This window comes from Empedobacter sp. UBA7494 (genome assembly GCF_002478465.1).
In the GTDB taxonomy this organism is placed as follows: domain Bacteria; phylum Bacteroidota; class Bacteroidia; order Flavobacteriales; family Weeksellaceae; genus Empedobacter; species Empedobacter falsenii_B.
In genome coordinates this window covers 1-20700 of sequence record NZ_DLOC01000029.1, presented here as the reverse complement: position 1 = coordinate 20700, position 20700 = coordinate 1, and the positions used below count along the sequence as shown (strand labels likewise).

General features: G+C 30.7%; 22 protein-coding genes. 12 read left to right on the top strand and 10 right to left on the bottom strand.

All coding sequences use genetic code 11. From position 1 onward, the window contains the following. Window positions 1-3: 3 nt before the first annotated feature. The 3 genes from B4E95_RS13055 to B4E95_RS02805 all read left to right on the top strand — a co-directional run bounded on the left by B4E95_RS13055 (window position 4) and on the right by B4E95_RS02805 (window position 1073). Window positions 4-129 carry an IS3 family transposase gene (locus B4E95_RS13055; protein WP_349680102.1) on the top strand — a complete coding sequence of 42 codons (126 nt, stop codon included), beginning with the start codon at window positions 4-6 and terminating at the stop codon, window positions 127-129. 62 nt (window positions 130-191) lie between these two features. Then, complete coding sequence (locus B4E95_RS02810; RefSeq protein WP_291089777.1) at window positions 192-527, top strand: helix-turn-helix domain-containing protein; 336 nt, start codon at window positions 192-194, stop codon at window positions 525-527. A gap of 90 nt (window positions 528-617) precedes the next feature. After that, window positions 618-1073 (top strand): DUF4442 domain-containing protein, encoded by a 456-nt coding sequence (locus B4E95_RS02805; protein WP_291064374.1) that lies wholly within the window; start codon window positions 618-620, stop codon window positions 1071-1073. A gap of 352 nt (window positions 1074-1425) precedes the next feature. On the opposite strand, the gene B4E95_RS02800 is transcribed toward B4E95_RS02805, so the two are convergent. Further along, window positions 1426-2907, bottom strand: coding sequence for a PLP-dependent aminotransferase family protein (locus B4E95_RS02800; protein ID WP_291064375.1), 1482 nt, complete (start codon window positions 2905-2907; stop codon window positions 1426-1428). Window positions 2908-2994: 87 nt separating this feature from the next. On the opposite strand from B4E95_RS02800, the gene B4E95_RS02795 reads away from it, so the two are divergent. The 3 genes from B4E95_RS02795 (at window position 2995) to B4E95_RS02785 (ending at window position 6304) form a co-directional block, all read left to right on the top strand. After that, window positions 2995-4854, top strand: a complete 1860-nt coding sequence (locus B4E95_RS02795; protein ID WP_291089774.1) for a TonB-dependent receptor plug domain-containing protein — start codon at window positions 2995-2997, stop codon at window positions 4852-4854. 126 nt (window positions 4855-4980) lie between these two features. After that, window positions 4981-5967, top strand: coding sequence for a lipoate--protein ligase (locus tag B4E95_RS02790; protein ID WP_291089771.1), 987 nt, complete (start codon window positions 4981-4983; stop codon window positions 5965-5967). Window positions 5968-6016: 49 nt separating this feature from the next. Continuing rightward, window positions 6017-6304 carry a hypothetical protein gene (locus B4E95_RS02785; protein WP_291089769.1) on the top strand — a complete coding sequence of 96 codons (288 nt, stop codon included), beginning with the start codon at window positions 6017-6019 and terminating at the stop codon, window positions 6302-6304. Between the two features lie 72 nt (window positions 6305-6376). Here the strand turns inward: B4E95_RS02785 and B4E95_RS02780 are convergent, their stop codons facing one another. The 4 genes from B4E95_RS02780 to B4E95_RS02765 form a co-directional block, all read right to left on the bottom strand. Continuing rightward, the gene (locus B4E95_RS02780; protein WP_349680101.1) at window positions 6377-7222 is read right to left on the bottom strand and encodes an alpha/beta hydrolase; all 846 of its coding nucleotides are present in this window, start codon (window positions 7220-7222) and stop codon (window positions 6377-6379) included. A gap of 77 nt (window positions 7223-7299) precedes the next feature. Further along, the gene (locus tag B4E95_RS02775) at window positions 7300-7896 is read right to left on the bottom strand and encodes a hypothetical protein (RefSeq protein WP_291089763.1); all 597 of its coding nucleotides are present in this window, start codon (window positions 7894-7896) and stop codon (window positions 7300-7302) included. Continuing rightward, the gene (locus B4E95_RS02770) at window positions 7877-8356 is read right to left on the bottom strand and encodes a PH domain-containing protein (RefSeq protein WP_291089760.1); all 480 of its coding nucleotides are present in this window, start codon (window positions 8354-8356) and stop codon (window positions 7877-7879) included. Before B4E95_RS02770 ends, B4E95_RS02775 begins: the two co-directional genes overlap by 20 nt. Next, on the bottom strand, window positions 8349-8621 hold the full coding sequence (locus B4E95_RS02765; protein WP_038331614.1) for a DUF2089 family protein: 273 nt from the start codon (window positions 8619-8621) through the stop codon (window positions 8349-8351). The genes B4E95_RS02770 and B4E95_RS02765 overlap by 8 nt, the downstream gene beginning before the upstream one ends. Window positions 8622-8746: 125 nt before the next feature. Between B4E95_RS02765 and B4E95_RS02760 the strand changes: the two genes are divergently transcribed. After that, entirely contained in the window at window positions 8747-9289 is a 543-nt protein-coding gene (locus tag B4E95_RS02760; protein ID WP_291078381.1) for a lipocalin family protein, read from the top strand. A gap of 60 nt (window positions 9290-9349) precedes the next feature. On the opposite strand, the gene B4E95_RS02755 is transcribed toward B4E95_RS02760, so the two are convergent. Both B4E95_RS02755 and B4E95_RS02750 read right to left on the bottom strand, forming a co-directional pair. Next, window positions 9350-10720 (bottom strand): peptidylprolyl isomerase, encoded by a 1371-nt coding sequence (locus B4E95_RS02755; protein WP_286485166.1) that lies wholly within the window; start codon window positions 10718-10720, stop codon window positions 9350-9352. A 135-nt stretch (window positions 10721-10855) separates the two neighbouring features. Then, window positions 10856-11722: a hydroxymethylglutaryl-CoA lyase gene (locus B4E95_RS02750; protein WP_291089757.1), complete on the bottom strand. Its 867-nt coding sequence runs from the start codon at window positions 11720-11722 to the stop codon at window positions 10856-10858. 64 nt (window positions 11723-11786) lie between these two features. Here B4E95_RS02750 and pepT point away from each other — a divergent pair, with 64 nt between their 5' ends. Together pepT and B4E95_RS02740 are read left to right on the top strand one after the other, a co-directional pair. Then, window positions 11787-13028, top strand: coding sequence for a peptidase T (gene pepT, locus B4E95_RS02745; RefSeq protein WP_115000674.1), 1242 nt, complete (start codon window positions 11787-11789; stop codon window positions 13026-13028). Window positions 13029-13116: 88 nt separating this feature from the next. Further along, window positions 13117-13785 carry a head GIN domain-containing protein gene (locus tag B4E95_RS02740; RefSeq protein WP_125350349.1) on the top strand — a complete coding sequence of 223 codons (669 nt, stop codon included), beginning with the start codon at window positions 13117-13119 and terminating at the stop codon, window positions 13783-13785. A 33-nt stretch (window positions 13786-13818) separates the two neighbouring features. Here B4E95_RS02740 and B4E95_RS02735 read toward each other — a convergent pair whose 3' ends face one another. Both B4E95_RS02735 and B4E95_RS02730 read right to left on the bottom strand, forming a co-directional pair. Further along, complete coding sequence (locus tag B4E95_RS02735; protein ID WP_219034592.1) at window positions 13819-14910, bottom strand: DUF3810 family protein; 1092 nt, start codon at window positions 14908-14910, stop codon at window positions 13819-13821. Next, entirely contained in the window at window positions 14891-15865 is a 975-nt protein-coding gene (locus tag B4E95_RS02730) for a bile acid:sodium symporter family protein (protein ID WP_291089754.1), read from the bottom strand. Before B4E95_RS02730 ends, B4E95_RS02735 begins: the two co-directional genes overlap by 20 nt. 158 nt (window positions 15866-16023) lie before the next feature. Between B4E95_RS02730 and B4E95_RS02725 the strand changes: the two genes are divergently transcribed. Together B4E95_RS02725 and uvrA are read left to right on the top strand one after the other, a co-directional pair. After that, window positions 16024-16362: a hypothetical protein gene (locus B4E95_RS02725; protein WP_291058774.1), complete on the top strand. Its 339-nt coding sequence runs from the start codon at window positions 16024-16026 to the stop codon at window positions 16360-16362. Between the two features lie 151 nt (window positions 16363-16513). Beyond that, entirely contained in the window at window positions 16514-19318 is a 2805-nt protein-coding gene (gene uvrA, locus B4E95_RS02720) for an excinuclease ABC subunit UvrA (protein WP_291089749.1), read from the top strand. A gap of 274 nt (window positions 19319-19592) precedes the next feature. Here the strand turns inward: uvrA and B4E95_RS02715 are convergent, their stop codons facing one another. Then, window positions 19593-20174 carry a DUF6642 family protein gene (locus tag B4E95_RS02715; RefSeq protein ID WP_291074741.1) on the bottom strand — a complete coding sequence of 194 codons (582 nt, stop codon included), beginning with the start codon at window positions 20172-20174 and terminating at the stop codon, window positions 19593-19595. A gap of 107 nt (window positions 20175-20281) precedes the next feature. Here B4E95_RS02715 and B4E95_RS02710 point away from each other — a divergent pair, with 107 nt between their 5' ends. Further along, a complete protein-coding gene (locus B4E95_RS02710) occupies window positions 20282-20593 on the top strand; it encodes a hypothetical protein (RefSeq protein WP_291074742.1) in 312 nt (103 codons plus the stop codon). The last annotated feature ends 107 nt before the right edge of the window (window positions 20594-20700 follow it).

Below are 20700 nucleotides of genomic sequence, written 5' to 3'. Positions count from 1 at the left end.
AAAATGAAAAAACAAATTTTTGAATATATTGAAATTTGGTATAACAGAAATAGAAGACATAAAGCTTTGAATTATAAAACTATTTTTGAGTTTAATAATAATTTACAATTTTTAAAAAATGTAGCTTAACTTACACTGGAAAATTCAGGGGGATATCCAGAATACAAAATACCCAAAACTACCTTATACAAATGGATCAAGAAATACCAAAAATAGCACCTAACTACAAACAAATATACTTTGATCTGGTGGTAGAGAAGTTTCCAACTAAATTAAAATTTGTGAAATTTTTTTTTGAAAAAGAAAGTTTTTCTTCAATAGATATTATACGTGTAAACAAGATTATTTTTGATACTTCGTACAATATTGATCATGAAAATCAAAAACATAGAGCCTATGAAAAATCAGATATTATATATATGTTGAATTATCAAAAAGAGCATAAGTTATCCAATTCAACTGTTGCCAAACATTTTAAAGTAAGTAGAAATTCAATTAGTAAATTGAAAAAGATGCTGAATTTATAGGAATACTTAAAATCTGTTTTAATTATAGTTCTCAATTTCAAGATTTATTTTTATATTGGATTTTTAATAAAATCACAAGTATCTATAAATATGAACAAAGAACTTTTTAAAAATATATTGACAACTCAAATTCCGATTGCGTGGATTGCGGGTGTTCGTTTGGAGTCGTGGGAAGAAAATAAAGTTTCGACACGAGTAAAATATGGATTCCTTAATCAAAATCCATTCAAAAGTATGTTTTGGGCAGTGCAAGGAATGGCAGCAGAATTTTCTTCTGGTTTGATGGCAAATGCTAAGATTTCGAAATCAGGAGAAGATATTTCGATGTTGGTTTTGGGAATGCAATCGAAGTATTTGAAAAAAGCTATTGGTAAAATTGTATTTACGTGCGAAGATGGAGAAAAAATAGATGCGGCTATAAAAGAAGCGATTGAAACCAAGAAAGGTGTATCACTAAATGTGACAAGTAGAGGTGTAGACGAGGAAGGAGATGTTGTTTCAGAATTTCAATTTACGTGGACATTCAAGTTGAGAGAAAAAAAATAATAAACCCAATACTTAAAACATTTTTAATTTCTGTACTATTTAGTTTTATTGTTTCTTTTGTAAGTTGTTTAGCATTATTTCTTCACGAATCCTACAATAGTTACGGCTCAATTCGTATTGTAAATTTTTCTAGTGTTATGTATTTTATAATTCACTATTCATTGTTGGTTGTTTTACAGTTGATTACACTTAATTTTTTGGTTGGAATTCTGCTAAAAAAAATCAAAATTATACCGTCAAAACAAGCTATAATTTATGCTTTTTTAGCGTTGATTTATTTTATCGGAATTAATTATTACATTGATTTTAGGTTAATTGTAATCAATCCTACATAAAATATAAAAGCTGAGATTTATTCAGCTTTTTTTGTGATTTCTTGTTTCAAAATTGAAACCACTTCATCTATTTCTTCAAAATTTAGATGTGCAAATCCAAGGCGAATTTCAGTTTGATGTTGGGTTTGATATAAAATTGTTTGCGGAATAAACAATTCATATTTTGCACAATTTCGTTTTAATTCCATCAAATTTATAGGTTGATTAAAATTAATCCAAACCGCTAAACCTCCATTTGGACTCGTAAAAGTGATGAAATCATTTAATTCAGTTTTCAATTTCTGACAAAAATAATCGCGGCGTTCTCGATAAGTTTTACGATGTTTTTTTAGAATTCGATTAATTTCACCTTCGCTAATCATTTCACCTAAAACTTGCTCGATAAATGGATCAACTTGCTGATCAAGAATGGACAAATGTTTCTTGGTTTCGAGAATTAGATTTTTTGGCGCTACAATAAATCCAATTCGGTATCCTGGAGCAAGATAATGACCAAATTTTCCCGTGTAAACAACCATTCCATTTTGATCCGAACTTGCCAAAGGTAAAATAGGATGATTGCTATAATGGAAATCAAAATCGTAATCATCTTCCACAATCGCAAATCCAAATTCCTGCGAAAGTTGTAGTAATTCAACTCTCCTTTGTGAACTTAGCGTAACCGTTGTCGGATAATGGTGATGGGGTGTAACATATACAATTCGTATTGGAAATTGCTCGCATAATTTTCTTAAATCGTCGGTATCAATTCCGAATTCATCCGTTTTTATTTGTTTGATTTTAGCGAATTGTGTCTGAAAAATCATGTTACTTTTATAATAACTTAAATTTGCAACCGCAACAACATCATTTTGTTTCAGTAGAATTTCTGCAATTAAAAAAAGTGAAATTTCCGAACTTCTCGTCACTAAAATATTCTCTTTCGAAATATGTAAACCTCTTGTCAAATTGAGATAATTTGCTAAATTCTTTAAAAAGTACTCATTTTTGGACTGATTTACCTTTGAAATTGACGTTTTTCTTTTTAAAATAGCTGAATATAATTTAGCAGGAAGTTTTAGTTCTGCTAACCGATGATCGATTGTTCCATCGGTTAAATATAAGCGTTGATTAAAATTTTCGTACGGATTATCCAAAAGTATCGATTGTTCAAATTGAAAACCTGTTTTATCAGGATACAAATTGATTGAAAATTGCTTTGGAACAATGGTTTTCTGAAACTTTTGAGAAGATTGACTTAATACATAACTTCCTTTATTTGGAACGATTTCTATCCAACCTTGAGCTTCAAGTTCCTGAAAACTATTGACAATAGTATTGCGATGAAGCGTTAAAATTTCACTTAATTGTCTTGTTCCAAGTAATTTTGTCCCACTTGGAATATAGCCTAATTGTATTGCTTTAGCCAGCTGATTCGCTAATTGAAGATAAATAGGTGTATCCGAATTGCGTTCGATTTCTATAAAACTTTTGTATGGTATTTCAGCCGGACTATTCATTATCTGTAAACTGGTATATTCTTATAGATCGGAAAGGTACTACTTTCGCATCAGATTTAACTCAATTAAATAAATAATTAGTCAAAAATGAAGAAGATTACCATGGTATTGTGTTTAGCTGCACAAAGTATTTTTGCACAAAATTCGAATGATACCATTGCAATAGGTGAAGTTTCTATATTAGATAACCGGCTGAATACGCCACTTTCTAAAGAAAATAGAAACATTTATGTGTTAAGTAAATCAGAAATAAACAAATTACCTGCACGTTCTTTACAGGATGTGTTGCAGTATGCATCTGGAATAGATTTGCGTCAACGAGGACCGTTTGGAACGCAAGCTGATATTTCGATGGATGGCGGAAGTTTTGAGCAAACATTGATTTTGTTGAATGGAGTAAAAATTATGGATCATCAAACGGCTCATAATGCGTTAAATCTTCCCATTCCTCTAGAAGCGATTGACAGAATTGAAGTGGTACGTGGTCCGGCTGCTCGTGTTTACGGAAATAATAGTTTGACAGGTGTTATTAATATTGTCACTCGTCAACCAAAGAAAACGGGCGTTTATGCGAATACCTATTTTGGAACAAGTTTTAAGAAAGATACCGAAGATACAGGTGACACCTACGCAAGTAGAGGTGTGCAACTTGGTGCGAATATGGCAAAAGAAACGCATCAACATCAGTTGTATGTGAGCCATGATTGGGGAAATGGATACCGATACAATACGGCTTACGAGAACAATAAATTGTATTATCAAGGGAATTTTCAGTTTGATGATGCCAATAGTTTAGTTGCTTCGTATGGTTATGTGAAAAATGGATTTGGAGCAAATGGCTTTTATGCATCTCCGGGTGATAAAAATTCGAAAGAATTGGTTGAAACAACATTAGTTAACATTCAATCAAAGCATCAATTATCGGATCGAATTACCTTAGCGCCACGAGTGAGTTATCGATACAATTTTGATGATTATCGTTATTATAAAAATGATTTGAATAAAGCGCGTTCTCTGCATTATTCAAATTCTATTTCGGGAGAAGTGAATTCTACGTATCAATTGAATAAAGGGCAAATTGGAGTAGGAGTAGAATACCGAAATGAGCAAATTTCATCCACAAGTATCAAAAATCATACACGCGATAATGTTGGATTTTATGCGGAATATAAAACGGATATTACACCAAAATTGAATGTAAATGTCGGAACATATGTTAACTATAATTCGCAATATGGTTGGCAAGCATTTCCAGGAATTGATGCGAGTTATGCGGTAAATTCGAACTTGAAATTGATGGTAAATGCAGGTACAAGCCAGCGAATTCCCTCGTTTACAGATTTATATTTGGATCAGCGACCAGGAAATATAGGAAATGTAAATGTAGAATCTGAGAAGGCTTTTCAAACAGAAATTGGTTTCAAATACAACAAGAGAAATTGGACGTTTAATGCCTATTATTTTTATCGTTCGATCACAGACTTTATCGATTGGGTACGTTTAACATCTAATGAACCATGGCAAGCACAAAATTTTGGAGATTTAAAAACACACGGATTTAATACGAAAGTTTCGTACTTAGCAAATCTTTCTGCTAATCAAAATTTGAAGTTTTCTTTGAGCTATTCTTATCTTGATTCTGAGTTTAAAAATGTGGATGATCAATACAATTCTAAATATAAAATAGAAAGTTTAAAACATCAGTTAATCAATACTATAGATTATTCAATCGGAAGAACTACTTTAAGTGTAGCGAATCGTTATAATACACGTCAATCATATAAATCTTATTGGATTACTGATGCAAGAATTAATCATTCATTCAAAAATAATTTGAGTATTTATTTTGATGCGCAAAACATTTTTAACACAACATATAACGAAGCTGGAGCAATTCCGTTACCAACAACTTGGATGAGTTTAGGGATTATGTTTACTGGAATTTAAATGATGACAAACATTTAACATTCTCTTTAATAGTTTATATTATAAATGCGGTGAGACAACTTTTTTAGGAAAGTTGTCTCTTTTTGATTCCATAAATTTCTTCCTAACTTTGCAAAAATAATTTGTATGATTATCATCGATTCGCCATCTCACGATGCGTATTTCAATATAGCTTTAGAAGAATATTTATTGTATCATTATCCAACGGAAGATATTTTTTTGTTGTATATCAATGCGCCGTCAATTATTGTTGGGAAATTTCAGAATACATTGGCCGAAATTAACTTGGATTATGTGACTGAGAATAATATAAAAGTTGTTCGTCGCATGTCGGGTGGTGGTGCTGTTTATCATGATTTAGGGAATCTAAATTTTTCTTTCCATACGTTATTGGGACAGAATGATTTTATGGATTTTTCGACTTTTACAGAACCTGTTGTCAAATTATTAAACGGTTTGAATGTTCCTGCAAAATTGGAAGGAAGAAACGATTTGTTGGTTGATGGTAAAAAGTTTAGTGGAAATGCGAAACTGGCTCGTAATGGGAAAATGATTCAGCACGGAACGATCCTTTTTAATTCGGACATGTCTGTTTTAGGCGATGCGTTAAAAATTAATCCCTTAAAATATGTGGATAAAGCCATCAAATCTAATCGTGCGCGTGTGATTAATTTGATCGAATATTTTCCAAATGAAATGACGACGGACGAGTTGAAAGCTTTGTTGATTGATGAAATGTTAGAAACAAATAAAGGAGCAACAATTTATCATTTAACAACCGAAGATTTGAATGGTGTTGCGAAATTGATTGAAGAAAAATACCAAACATGGGATTGGAATTTTGGTTTTTCACCAAAATATAATTTCAAAAACGCGAAGAAAATTCCAGCAGGTTTTATTGAAGTTCACTTGAATGTAGAGCGAGGCGGAACAATCGAAAAAGTTAAAATATTTGGTGATTTTTTCGCTTCAGAATCGATTGAAGGTTTAGAAAATAAACTAATTGGTGTAAAAGACAATGAAGAAGAAATTGCAAAAGTTTTGAATTCTATTGATGTAACGGATTATTTTGGAAAGGTTACAGTAGGCGAAATTTTAGAGATACTGAACTAGAACGTGATATCTTAAAAAAAGCAATCAGCATTTTCTCCAAGAACGGTCGATGAAATATAGATTCATAAAGAATCATGGGCGCCAATTTCCGATTGAGAAAATGTGTTTTCTATTAAAAATCAATTCCAGTAGCTACTATAAATGGAAAAAAAGAAGTTTTTCTTCTAAAAATGACGATACTAAATCTACTGAAAACGAATATACGTTGCGTTTAGAGAATGATGATTATATTATCGAAATTAATGCAAAAATTGGAGAACAAAATGTAGAATCTGATTCAGTTTTAGCTAATGGAACAATGACAATCACTCGAAAATCTGATAAAAAACTACAATGACAAATTTTGAAGGAGGAACAGCTTGTTAATTCTTAAATAAAAAGACAAAGCAATTTGCTTTGTCTTTTATAGTTAGTTTTTGAGGATAAAATTAGAAATGAATTCTACTAATTCTATATTTATTGGAAGTTCTGGGTTGTTGTAAGAAGATAAATCATCTTTTGAAGTAACATTTTTTAAAACGTGATTCATCCCTTTGATAATAACAGCAGATTTAGGAGATAGGTTTTTAGCGTTCTCCGTATCAACTTGAATATCCACATCACCTTGAATCACTAAAAAAGGAATAGTTAATTTATTGATTTCATTTACAGGATTATATTTAATCCAAGAAATTAAATAAGGTTGTACACTTTTACGAAATAATGAAGATAAATTAGGATTAATATTATTTACAGTATTTCCATTTTTCAAAGAATCTATAATAGCATACGATTCGGTTTTTAATTGTTCAGGAAGTAGATTTAATTGTTTTTTAAGTATTTGGTCAATAGATTCTCCTGCACCAGAAATCGAGATGAATTTGTCGACATTTTTTGAAGATGCAAGCATTCCAATTAATGAACCTTCGCTGTGTCCAGCTATTGAAATAGAACCAAATCTTTTATCTTTTTTTAAGAAAGTTATCCAATTCCTTGCGTCCTCAACGTAATCATCAAATGTAAGTTTAGACTCGTCCAAATTAGCAATAGAACTTTCTCCGATTCCTCTTTTGTCATAGCGAATAGATGCAATTCCTTTTTCAGCTAAACTATGAGCTAAATATTTCAAAGAGTTATTAATCATCATATTATTGTTTCCATTTCTATCTGTTGGTCCAGAACCAGAAATTAATAAAACAATTGGTATTTTAGATTTTGCATTTTGAGGTAAACATAATGTTCCAAATAATTTAACTTGATTTTCGTTAAGTTGAATATCTGATTATGTGAAATCATTTTTTGATTGACCAAAAACTGTAGAACAAATAAGTATAAAGAAAAATAAAACTTTTTTCATATTTTTTGTGGTATTAATAATGATAATATTGTGGTTAAAACAATGATAAATAACAAGGTAGCAATGAAAGCAAAAACTTGTTTTGTATTTTTCATGTTTGTAACAGTTTTGAAACCTATGTATAAAAAATAGAGCATTATACACAAGAAAAATATCGCAATAAAAGCTACAATTACAAGTACAATCATTGTTGGGGCTTCATGTAAAACTTCGAGATTATTTGTTGTAATTCCTTTTAGAACTTTGTTCATACTTTTGTTTACAATTGGGATAAAATCCGTTATGAATACAATGTAATAAGCGATTCTTGAGATTAAAACAACGTTTACAATGTCTATAATTCGTGTTCTGTTATTGATGATTTTTCCTAAAATGTAAAATATGAGGATTGCAATTACTAAATTTCTCGTATTTTGATACAACAAATCGAGATAAGAATAAGAAATTCCATTTTTCTTAATGCTTAAAAAATCAGGGAAAAAAGATTCAGTAATTTTGGCGATATAAGTGAAAAGGAAATGCGAAAATAGTCCAATAATGAACAGTATTTTTTCATCGAAATATGCAAATGGATTAAGGAGTTTCTTTATCATTTTTTAGTGTATTTATTGTGTTAACAAATTCATCTGGCTGATCGCAGCTCACCAAATATTTTACATTTTCTAATTCAATAGCAACAAGTTTTGTACGATTTTTTATATTGCATCGATAATTGTCCATAGATCTTCCTATCAAACCATAAACGCCTCGTGCACCTATAATCATCAAATTATTTTGAGATTTTCTTTTAATAATTTTCACTTCATTTATCGGAATAATACTCGTTTTGACTTTTGAAATAAGATAAATATTATTCAAATCAACTTTAATTTTATTTAAAGAGATTAAAAAATAATACGCAAACAACGGATAAATAATGATTGCATAAATCACCGCAACATATATTTCTGTTTCTTTAAACAATATTCCTCCAATTAAGATTAATAATACAATTAAAATAGCAGTTGTAACCTTAAAAAATAGCGACATCGATACTGAAAATTCTTTATTCATCGGACATTGTTTTTATTTTATTAATCAAATCATCTACTTTATTTCGCATGGTTGGATAGCTGACTTCAAATTCTTTTGCCATGTCTTTTAAACTTCCTGAGTTGACAAAGAATTGCATAATAAATGCTTGTTCTTCATTTGTAAGCTTCAGAAATAAAGGAAGTTCATAGTTTCCTACAACCTGTGTTTCGCAATGGTTGCAAATTAATTTTTCGACTGCTAATTCTTCGGCACAACTGGGGCATATAACAGGAAGTTTTTTCATTATATTAAATAATATTAAAATTAGTTTTAATAAAATTAAATAAAACTTTAATTAATTCAAAATATGAAATCATATTTTTTCAACTTTAATATTATTGATACATTTGCAACCTAAGTTTTAGTAAAATGAATTTTAAGAAATTAGCCCTTGCAGCATTAGCGTTAGGGACAACAGCATATATCGTTAATCACAATAAGAAAAATGTAAAATACAAACCTGCTCAAAATTTTGATTTAGGTGGATTTTTAGGACGTTGGTACGAAATTGCACGTTTGGAAAATAAAGCGCAAAAAGGACAAACGAATGTGACGCATCGTTTTAATTTGAACGAAGAAAATGGACAATTGGAAGTGATTGTGCGCGGCTATAATGCGAAGAAAAAAGGGTGGGAAAAGATTGAAGGAATTGCAGCACAAGACATCGAAAATGTTGGGTTGTTTTCGACAACGTTTTTACCAATTTTTGCAAAGAAATTGTATGTTATCGATTTTGATAAAGATTACAACAATGCGTTAGTTGCAAGTGAAGATTATAAAAAGTTATGGATTTTATCGCGTAAGAAAGAGATCTCGGATAAGGTAAAAGACAGGTTTTCTGATTCGGTAAAAAAAGTAGGGTTTGATCCAAGTAAATTAATTTGGCCTTCTCAAGTTCCAATTGCGAAATAAGATTATTTATTTTTAAAACATAAAAAAAGCCTCGAGAATTTCTCGAGGTTTTTTGTTTTATTATTTTTGGTTTTTCTTTTCCCAATCGATCGGGAAATTACAACTTTGGTATTCTTTTCCAATTTTAATGTAAGCATCACCAACTTGACGTTTTACCCAATCCATCAACAATGTACGTTCTTTATCTTGAACTGCAAATTTTTGAATTCTATAGTAATCATCTTGGTAATTGATTTTATGCTCTGGATAAAATTTATTGATTTTTAAGATTCTTAACGCTTTTCTGTTATCAAAATCATCTTCGAAAACTTGAGAAATATCTCCTTCATTCAATGTTGCAATCGCTGTAAACATTGGTAGAGGCAAAGCCATTTTCTCGAAACGATCGTCACCAGAATTTTGGTTCATGATATTTCCTGAGTTAAATTTTGTGTATTTATCATCAGAAAATCTTAATGCAGCATCTTTAAATGTCATTTTTCCGTCGTTAATTAAAACTCGAATCGAATCTAATTTATTATAAGCCTTTTTTATTTCTTCTTCCGTTGGTTTCAACGTAATCAAGATATGACGCAAATCTAATTCTTGTCCACGTCGTTTTTCTAACTTAATAATATGATATCCAAAATCAGTTTTGAATGGATCAGAAATTTCACCTTCTTGTAAGTTAAATGCAACCGCATCAAACTCTTTTACCATTTTACCACGAGAAACTTTTTTATATTCACCACCATTACTTGCAGAACCTGGATCTTCTGAATATAAAATTGCTTTCGTAGCAAAAGAAGCACCTTCTTCAATTTCTTTTTTGATTTCTTTTAATTGATCGATAATCTTTTGTTGATTTTCTTGCGAAACTTCAGGATAAGTTACAATATGGCTAATCGAAACTTCGTCTTTTACGTCTGGTAACTCACCTTGGTGTTTTTCGAAAAACAAACGAACTTCTTCTGGCGTTGCATCAGCGCCTTTTACAACCATTTCTCTTTTGTTACGTGCATAAATATTATCTTCTACGATATATTTAGTTTCGTTTTTCATTTCCGCCATTGTACGGAATCCAAAATAGTCTAAAATTTGTTTTTCTCCTCCAGCTTGAGCAATCCAACCTTCGATTTGGTTGTTTAATTGACGAGTTACCTCGTCTTGTGTCACTTTGATTAAAGTATCTTGTTTTGCACGATCAACCAACATTTTGTCTAACATAATGTCATTTAGGAAATCACATTTGTCTTCGACTTTCATCCCTTGTTGTTTCGACATTAAATAGTCACGATCTACATCAGACTCTAAAACAATCTGATCTCCAACAACAGCAGCTATACCATCTACTTTAGCAAGACGTTTTGGTGTTGGTTTTGCTGTTTGTGCAAAAGTATTTACCGTAAATAATGCTGCAATTAGCAACATCATACTCGATTTAAATTTCATATACTTTAATTTCATTTTAATATTCTAAGCTCGATAAAAAACTTACCGATGAGCAAATTTAACTTTTTTTGTTAAAGTCCAACATATTTTAATTTCCTTTAACAAAAGAATTGATTTTTTAGTTTATTGTTAAGATTAAACTAAGCCAAATGTACGCAAAGAAACATTCCAAGAAGATTCGAAATCAAAAAGATTCAAACCATGTTTTTCTTTATGCTCATTTGCGAAACTAATTAGCTTCTCGGTTGGCATATTTCCGACCATATCGCTTTTTGACATTGGACATCCGCCCAAACCTTTTATAGCACCATCAAAACGACGACAACCATTATCATAAGCGGCTTGTACTTTAGAATGCCATTCGGTATAAACGGTATGAAAATGCGCGCCAAATTCAATTTCTGGATAATGGGGGATCAAATTTTGGAACAAATCAACAATTGTTTTTTCGTCTGCAACACCAATTGTATCTGATAAATTGATCGAAGAAATTCCAATATCAGCCATTTTTTTTGACCATTCTTTTACGATTTCTTCATTCCAAGTTTCTCCATAAGGATTTCCAAACGCCATCGAAAGATAAATTAACATATGTTTACCATTATCATTTGCGATTTGGTTGATTTCTTTCACCATTTCGAACGCTTCTTCACGACTTTTATTTGTGTTGAATTGTTGAAAATTCTCTGAAATAGAAAAAGGAAATCCAATAATATCCACTTTTTCGTGCTCAGCAGCTTTCATTGCGCCACTTTTGTTGGCCACAACAACAGATAATTTCGATTTTGAATTGGTTTTATCAATATTATCTAAAACTTCTTTCGTATCCGCCATCTGTGGAATCGCTTTTGGCGAAACAAAACTTCCACAATCTATCGCTTCAAAACCAACAGTCAATAAACGATTTAAGTAATCGATTTTCTTATCAGTTGGAATAAAATCTTTGCGTCCTTGCATTGCATCACGAGGACATTCAATAATTTTAAAAGTTAGCTCACTCATTTTTTTGGTTTATTTGCGCCTTAAAGGTAGATAATTTAGTAATTTTGACAAAAATTAAAACGCAATGCAAACAGAATGGAGAGAAAAGTTGGTAACACGCTTTTTGAAATATGTTAAAACTTACACTGAAAGTGAAGCTTTTTTAGATAAATTTCCAAGTACAGACCGTCAATGGGATTTAGCAAATTATTTGGTTGAAGAGTTAAAACAAATCGGTTTAGAAGACGTTTCTATTGATGAAAATGGTTATGTTTTCGGATATGTTCCTTCTACAGTTGATCACGAAGTGCCTACAATTGGGTTTGTTTCTCATATGGATACATCGCCAGATTTTTCTGGAGAAAATGTACAACCTCAAATTTGGGAAAATTATGATGGTGGAGATATCAAATTGAACGAATCAATGATTTTATCACCAAACGAATTTCCTGAATTATCTCAATATAAAGGTCAAACTATCATTACGACTGATGGTACAACATTATTAGGTGCTGATGATAAAGCTGGTGTTGCTGAAATTGTAACTGCTGCAGAGTATTTGATTGCTCATCCAGAAATTAAACATGGACGTATTGCTATTGGATTTACACCTGACGAAGAAGTTGGTCGTGGTGCAGATTTCTTTAATGTAGAGAAATTTGGTGCTGAATGGGGTTACACAATGGATGGTTCTGAAATTGGAGAATTAGAGTACGAAAACTTTAATGCTGCATCTGGAATTGTGACAATAAAAGGTAAATCTGTTCACCCAGGTTATGCAAAAGATAAGATGATTAATGCATCTAATATTGCAATGGAGTTTGCTGCGCAATTACCAAACGACGAAGTTCCTGAATTAACTGATGGTCGCGAAGGATTCTTTCATTTAGCTAAAATTACAGGAAATGTATCTGAAGCAAAAATGGTTTACATTATCCGTGACCACGATATGGAGCAATATGAAGCGCGTAAAGCTTTATTTTTACAAATTGCTGCTGATATTCAAGAGCGTTTTGATCATGAAGTAATTACAGCAGAAGTTTCTGATCAATATTTTAATATGATTGAGAAAGTAAAAGAGAAATTCCAATCTGTTGAAATTGCTGAACAAGCTTTGAAAGATTGTGGAGTTACGCCAAACATCAAACCAATTCGTGGAGGTACAGATGGTGCTCGTTTATCTTTTATGGGATTACCTTGTCCTAATATCTTTGCTGGAGGTCATAATTTCCACGGACCTTACGAATATGTTCCGGTAGAATCTATGGAAAAAGCAACAGAAATTATTGTACGTATTGCAGAATTAACAGCTGAAGGAGCGAAATAATTCTTACAATATATCTTAAAAATAACTTAAGTTTTCTTTTTTGGTTTAAATTTTGCATAATTTCAAATCAAATTAGAAAACTTTTTTTATGAAAAATATCGTATTATCAGCAGCCGCTATATTTTGTTCAACTTTTGCATTTGCGCAAGAAGAGATAAATGTTGGAGATTTTAATATCTTAAAAGTTTATGATAAAATTCCAGTTGAATTAATTTCATCAAACGAAAACCTAGTGAAAGTAGATGGAGTTAATGCGAGCGATGTTCAAGTTGAAAATAACAAAGGTGAACTGAAATTGAAAATGACAGGAACCAAATTGATGCAAGGAGGAGAAGCAACGGTTAAGGTTTATTACAAATCATTATACGAAATTCAGGCAAGTCAAGGTTCTCGCATTTATTCTGATGATGTTGTAAAATCACAAGCATTGTATTTGACATCTAACGAAGGTTCATCTATCAAATTACCAATCGAAACATCAAAATTAGAAGTCAAAATAAATTCTGGTGCTGAAGTAATTTTAACTGGTGATACTGAATTTCAGACTGTAATTGCAAATTCTGGAGGGAAATATTATTCGAAAACATTAAATTCTGATACAGCAAGTTTAACAACAAATGCAGGAGGAGTAATAGAAGCGAGAGCGGAGAAATCTGTAGATGCAAAAACTAGAGCAGGAGGAGTGATTGATATTTATGGTAATCCAACGCAACGTAATCAGAAAAAATTAGCTGGTGGAAAAATTAATTTTAAATGATTTAGAACTTTAACAATAATATAAAAGCAACGATTAATTCGTTGCTTTTTTTGTCTGATATAACAAATAAATCAATTCGACATATTTGCTATAACTTATAGTTCCTTCTTGATTATTAGCCTTCAAAAACTGATTATTTAACTCAGAAAAAGTATCGCTCGTAACACCTTCATATTTCAAATAATGTTTTAATTCGGCTTTTCTGTCTTGCTTTATTTTAGAATGCATATTATCCAATTCCATTTTCACAAAATACGGATCAGATTTGTAAATAGCACCTAAAAGCGTATAAATACTTTTATAATAAAACGAATAATTAATTTCAGGATTTCTAGATTTTGTACCTAAATAATAAGCTAAAAAATTAGCTTCACTTTCTGATGCAAATCCCATTTGGTGTCCATATTCGTGGAAAAGTGTTGCAGGTTGTTTCAAATTTGTATTGTATCTGTTCAGATTTGCTTCTGCCGTAAAAGGGTTATAGTATCCCAAAATACCCATATAATTTTGCATTTCCGAAATCCAAGATAATTTGTATTGTGTATCTTTTAATAATCGATAATTTTTTAACCATTTTACATTATTTACTTGGTGTTGTAAAGCAAAAAATTCTTGATTATAATCTTTTAAATTAGATTTGAATTTTATCGTTGTTGTTGAATCATTGTGTTCGATTAAATTTCTTGCTGATATTGCTTTATCAAGTTCGTAGCAATAGATTTCTTTCAGAATTTTAGGTTGAATAACGATTTTTTCTTTGTCAATAGTTAATGTTTGTTTTTTGTACATCACGCTCCAAGCAAACGTGTAAATAAAATAGATACAGTTTACAAAAATCATAATGCAATAAATTGAATGCGAAACTTTTTCTTTCGATTTGAAAAAACTTCGAATCAATTTAAAAATCAATACAAAACCGATTATTCCAATGATTAAATAAAACAATTCTCCAACAGGAAAATGAACTGAATTCGTAATTTTTGCAATAAATCCTGAAATTGGAAATGTAAGATGATTGACGATGAAATCATCAACGCTTTCGATTGAAAATAGTATCGAAAATAAAATAATTTGAAATAGAAAAATAAGGATACTTCGATAAGTTTTATTCAACTTCTTTAGCATATTGATTAGCGATATAACTGATATAAATTAACTGAAAAGTGTGGTAAAGCATAACCGGAATCAAATAAATACCGATATCTCCCGTAAAAATAACTGCTGCAATTACCGAGCCATGAACCAATGATTTTTTAGTCGAACAAAATTGAATTGTGATATCATCTTCTCGATTAAAATTCATTTTCTTACCAATCCATTTTGAAAGTTTGAAAAAGAAAAAGAATAACGCAACTACAATTATGAAAACTGCCAACAACGGAAGAACGCCTAATTTTGTAAATAATCCATCCAAAAAAGTATGACTAAAACTGTTGTAAACAATAAGTACAATGGTTAGTTTATCTAAATTACCGAATTGCTTTTTATATTTATTGTAAAAGAACCCTAAATAAGGTTGAAGAAGAGCTCCGATAAAAACAGGTAAAATAATTTTAAGAACTAAATCCAAAAAAGTTCCTAATAAATCAAATTCACCATTACTTTTTGATAAAAACAAACTCATCCAAAGCGGTGTAACAACAATACCTATTAGTCCAGAAATACTTGCGTTAAAGATAGCACTTGGTATATTTTCTTTCGCAATAGAAACCATTACAACTGACGAAGAAACTGTACTTGGTAACGCGGCTAAATAAAATATTGCGACATACAGAGTAAAATAAATTGGGTAATTTTTTATGAAAGGATAGAAACACAAGACTAATAATGGAAAAAATATAAATGTGATGGATTGAATCAAGACATGCATTTTCCAATTTGCTAAATCTTTAAAAACTTCTTTCCAATTAAGTTTTAATCCATAAAAAAAGAATACTAAGATAACTCCAATATCAATTATTGTATTCAGATTGAAATCCTTGTAAGACCACAAACTAATATCTGGGAAAAAATATGCGACAACAATGGCAACGAATAAAAACAGAATAAAAGGGTCGGGTAATTTATTTAGAATTTTCAAAATCAATAAAATTTAAACAAAAATAATAAATAAGATGATAAACATTTACTAAATATTTAATACTTTCGTTTTAAAGTAGAAAAGGGTATAATGTTAAGTATTTGTAAATTGATTAACTTTTTTTTATATTTGTATTTAAATAACCTAAAATCTATCTTATGAATACGTGTCTTCAATGTAACCAAACTTTATTTGGTCGAAAAGACAAAAAGTTTTGTAACGATTTTTGTCGAAATTCTTATAATAATAATCTTAACCGTGATAAAGTAGAAATTGTACGAAATATTAACAACAGATTAAGAAAAAATAATCGTATCTTAAAAACTTTATTAGAAGAAGGAGCTCGTTCGGTAAATAAAAACGAATTGAGTTTGAGAAACTTTGATTTTAAGTACATTACAAATGTAGATGAATCAAAAAATGGCACGATTTTTTATGTGTACGATGTTGGATATCAAGAGTTAAACGAAGAAAATTATTTATTATTTCAGGTATAAATTTTTATTTTTTTATTGAAAAAGCGCGTCAACATGTTGATGCGCTTTTATATTTTAACTAAATCTGTTCTTTTTTTATACGTTATATTTTATGACTAATTTTTGTTGCAATTAAGTTTAACTTTCTAAAATAACTTAACTTTGCTCCACGATGAAAAAAGATATCAATCAACTTGATCCGAAAGAATTTATTCTGATTAAAGGTGCAAAACTGCACAACTTAAAAAACATTGATTTAGCGATTCCAAAAAATAAATTAGTCGTGATTACTGGGATGTCTGGTTCTGGGAAATCTACTTTGGCTTTTGATACGTTGTATGCGGAAGGGCAGCGTCGTTATGTCGAAAGTTTATCGTCTTATGCACGTCAGTTTTTAGGAAAATTGGATAAGCCTCAAGTTGATTATATCAAAGGAATAGCGCCAGCAATAGCGATTCAGCAAAAAGTAAATTCTACGAATCCGCGTTCTACAGTTGGGACAACAACAGAAGTTTACGATTATCTAAAGTTGTTGTACGCACGAATCGGGAAAACATATTCGCCAATTACAGGAGAATTAGTTCAAAAGGATTCGGTGACAGATGTAATTGATTATCTAAAAACTTTTGCGGCTGAAACTAAATTTATTCTTCAAATAAAATTAGTTGTGCCAGAGGAACGTTCGTTTGTTGAACATTTAAACATTCTTCAACAACAAGGGTTTACACGTTTGAGTGTAGATGGAAATCAAGTGAAAATTGAAGATCTAATTTCATTTAATTTCGAACCTCAACCCGAAAATGATGTTCATCTTGTCATTGATCGTATCGCTTTGCCAACAGAGGACGAAGAATCTTTTTATCATCGTTTGGCAGATTCTATCGATACGGCTTTTTTCGAAGGAAAAGGAGAAATAGCGATTGTAAATGTAGAAGATAATTCGGTAAAATATTTCTCAAATAAATTCGAATCAGATGGTTTGATTTTTAATGAACCAACTATTCATTTCTTTAGTTTCAATAATCCTTATGGAGCTTGTCCAACTTGCGAAGGTTACGGGAAAGTAATTGGAGTTGAGGAAAACCTTGTCGTTCCAAATAAATCGTTGTCTATCTACGAAGATGCAGTTGTAGCTTGGAAAGGCGAGAAAATGGGCGAATGGAAAAATCATTTTATCAAACTTTCTCAAAAAGTAGATTTTCCAATTCATAAACCTTATTTTGAATTATCCGAAGAGCAAAAAGACTATTTATGGCACGGAGATAACGATTGGGAAGGATTGGACGGTTTTTTTAAAATGGTTGAGGAGAATACATACAAAATTCAATATCGTGTAATGTTGTCTCGTTATCGTGGTAAAACAACTTGTCCAACTTGTAAAGGAAAGCGTTTGCGTAAGGAAACGAATTACGTGAAAATTGCGGATAAATCGATTAATGATTTGGTTGATTTACCTTTGAATGAGTTGAATGATTTCTTTACAAGTATTACATTTAATGTATATGACCAGCAAATAGCGGGTCGAATTATATACGAAATTAAATCGCGTTTAACGTTTTTGTTAGATGTTGGTTTAGAATATTTAACGCTAAATCGTGCTTCGAATACGTTGTCTGGAGGAGAATCACAACGTATCAATTTAGCAACTTCTTTGGGAAGTAGTTTGGTTGGTTCGATGTATGTGTTAGACGAGCCTTCGATTGGTTTACATTCGCGTGATACAGCCAAATTTATTACGATTTTACATCGTTTACGCGATTTGGGCAATACAGTGATTGTGGTAGAACATGATGAAGATATTATGAAAGCTGCTGATTATATCATCGATATTGGTCCAGAAGCGGGAACAAATGGAGGTGAAGTAGTTTTTGAAGGAACCTATGATGAATTATTAAAAGGTGATACATTAACATCTAAATATTTGAACGGAAAATTAGAGATTGAAGTTCCTAAAAAACGTTTAAAATCTCCTAATTATTTAAAAATTATTGGAGCAAGAGAAAATAATCTAAAAAATATTGATGTTAAATTTCCTCTGAACGAATTAACCGTTATTACAGGTGTTTCGGGCTCAGGGAAATCTACCTTAATGAAAGATATTTTAGCACCAGCGGTTCAGCGTTATTTTGAGATTTTTGGAAATAAAATCGGTGATTTTGATGAGTTAGTTGGAGATTTAAAACAATTGGAAGGAATTGAGTTAATCGATCAAAATCCAATCGGGAAATCTTCGCGTTCTAATCCTGTGACGTATGTAAAAGCTTACGATGATATCCGAAATTTATTTGCCAATCAGAAAGCAAGTAAAGTGATGGGATTTCAACCAAAACATTTTTCGTTTAATGTAGATGGCGGACGTTGTGATGCATGTAAAGGAGAAGGGACAATTACCATCGAAATGCAGTTTATGGCTGATGTAGAGCTGGTTTGTGAAGATTGCCGTGGCGAACGTTTCAAGAAGGAAATCTTAGAAGTTAAATTCGAAGGAAAATCGATTTCAGATATTTTAAATCTAACAATTGATGAAGCAATTGACTTTTTTGCAACGCATCAGCAAAATAAAATTGTCGAAAAACTGAAATCATTGCAAGATGTCGGTTTGGGTTATGTAAAACTTGGGCAATCGTCGAATACACTTTCTGGAGGGGAGGCGCAACGTGTAAAGTTGGCTTTTTTCTTGACGAAAGGAGAAACAACAAACAAAACCTTGTTTATTTTCGATGAGCCTTCTACAGGTCTGCATTTCCATGATATTCAGAAATTGATTAAAGCATTACGTGCTTTGATTGATTTGGGACATTCTGTTTTTGTAATCGAACATAACATGGATATTATCAAAGTAGCCGATTGGGTGATTGATCTTGGTCCAGAAGGAGGGAAGAAAGGCGGTTATTTGGTTGCCGAAGGTACGCCAGAAGAGATTGTCAAAGTAAAAGAGTCCTACACAGCTCAATTCTTAAAAGAGAAATTGAAATAATAATAAAATCTCAAAAATGCAGATTGCTCCTAAAAAGTTAAACACTGTTTGAGGGCATTTTATGGTAATAAAATTAAAAAAATGATATAGCATTTATCTTAAAATACATAAATGAATTGTTTAAGTTTATATTAATGTAATTTTTTATACATTATTTTTAAGAATTAAATCTTGCAGTTTCTATCTCTATAATTTTAAATTGTATATAAGTGTGCACTTTTCATTTTAACTAAAGTATTAATATCTCCAAGTTTTTTGTGTAGTTAATTTAGTTTTAATGATATAATCTAAATCCTAATTTTAGGCATATATTGGCATGTCTATCAAACAATGCATGTACAAGCTCTTCTTCGTCATCAATTTCTTTGGCTAAACAAAAATAATATTGATCTAAAATTGTACTCAAAATCGGAGAAGGATTTACGTATCCAGATAAGGCCTTTGCCCCTGTAACATCAATAAAATATTGAAAACTTTCGTCTTCCAAATCTAAACTCATTGTATTTGCAAAATGAACAATTTTATCGGTTAGTTTTCCTTGAAAAATTTCTGCTACTTCTTCCAAACTATAGTAATAATCATCAATTTGAATTTGATTTCCTTCGCCTTCAAAAACTAAATAAATGATTTTATAATCTCTAAAATATTTATCATGATAAAGAAGATTGGTCAAACTTTCTTCGAAACCTTCAAAGCTATCAGTCGTTTTATAAACATTTGTAATCTGAAATTCTCGCGCCAAATGTTCCAAAAATTCCAATAATTGCGAATCATTTTGCTCTTCAATATCTGCTACAGATTCCAAACAAAACAATTTGAAATCATCTTCTTCTTCAGTTCGTATAATATCCTTCATCTATTTTACTATTTTTCAAAGATAAGATGTAATTTTTAAATGATTAAAATCACGTGTACAATGATTAATATTTATTAATTTAGAATTATTCTATATAAATAAATTTAATGAAAAATAATATTGATTTACAAAATCTTGCGGAACAATTGAGCTGTCCAAATGGAGACGATGGAATTGAAGTTGGTGAGCAAATAAATGAAAGTAATTTTGGAATGATAAAAACGACAATAGATCATTTACAATTACAAAATAAAGAACAAATATTAGAGTTAGGTCATGGAAATTGTAAGCATTTACTTTATGTATTGAATCAAGCAAAGGATTTAGAATATATTGGTTTAGAACTTTCACAGGTCATGAAAAATAGTGCTATCATGAACAATTCTTATTGTAATCTCCCCCTTGTTAAGAACACTTAAAAGTAGAGTTTTTATTTAATATTATTGTATTATTATTTTGATTAATTTGAAATGTAGGAAAATCATTAGGATTTTTGACCTTACCATATTTCAATAAAAAGTTTCTA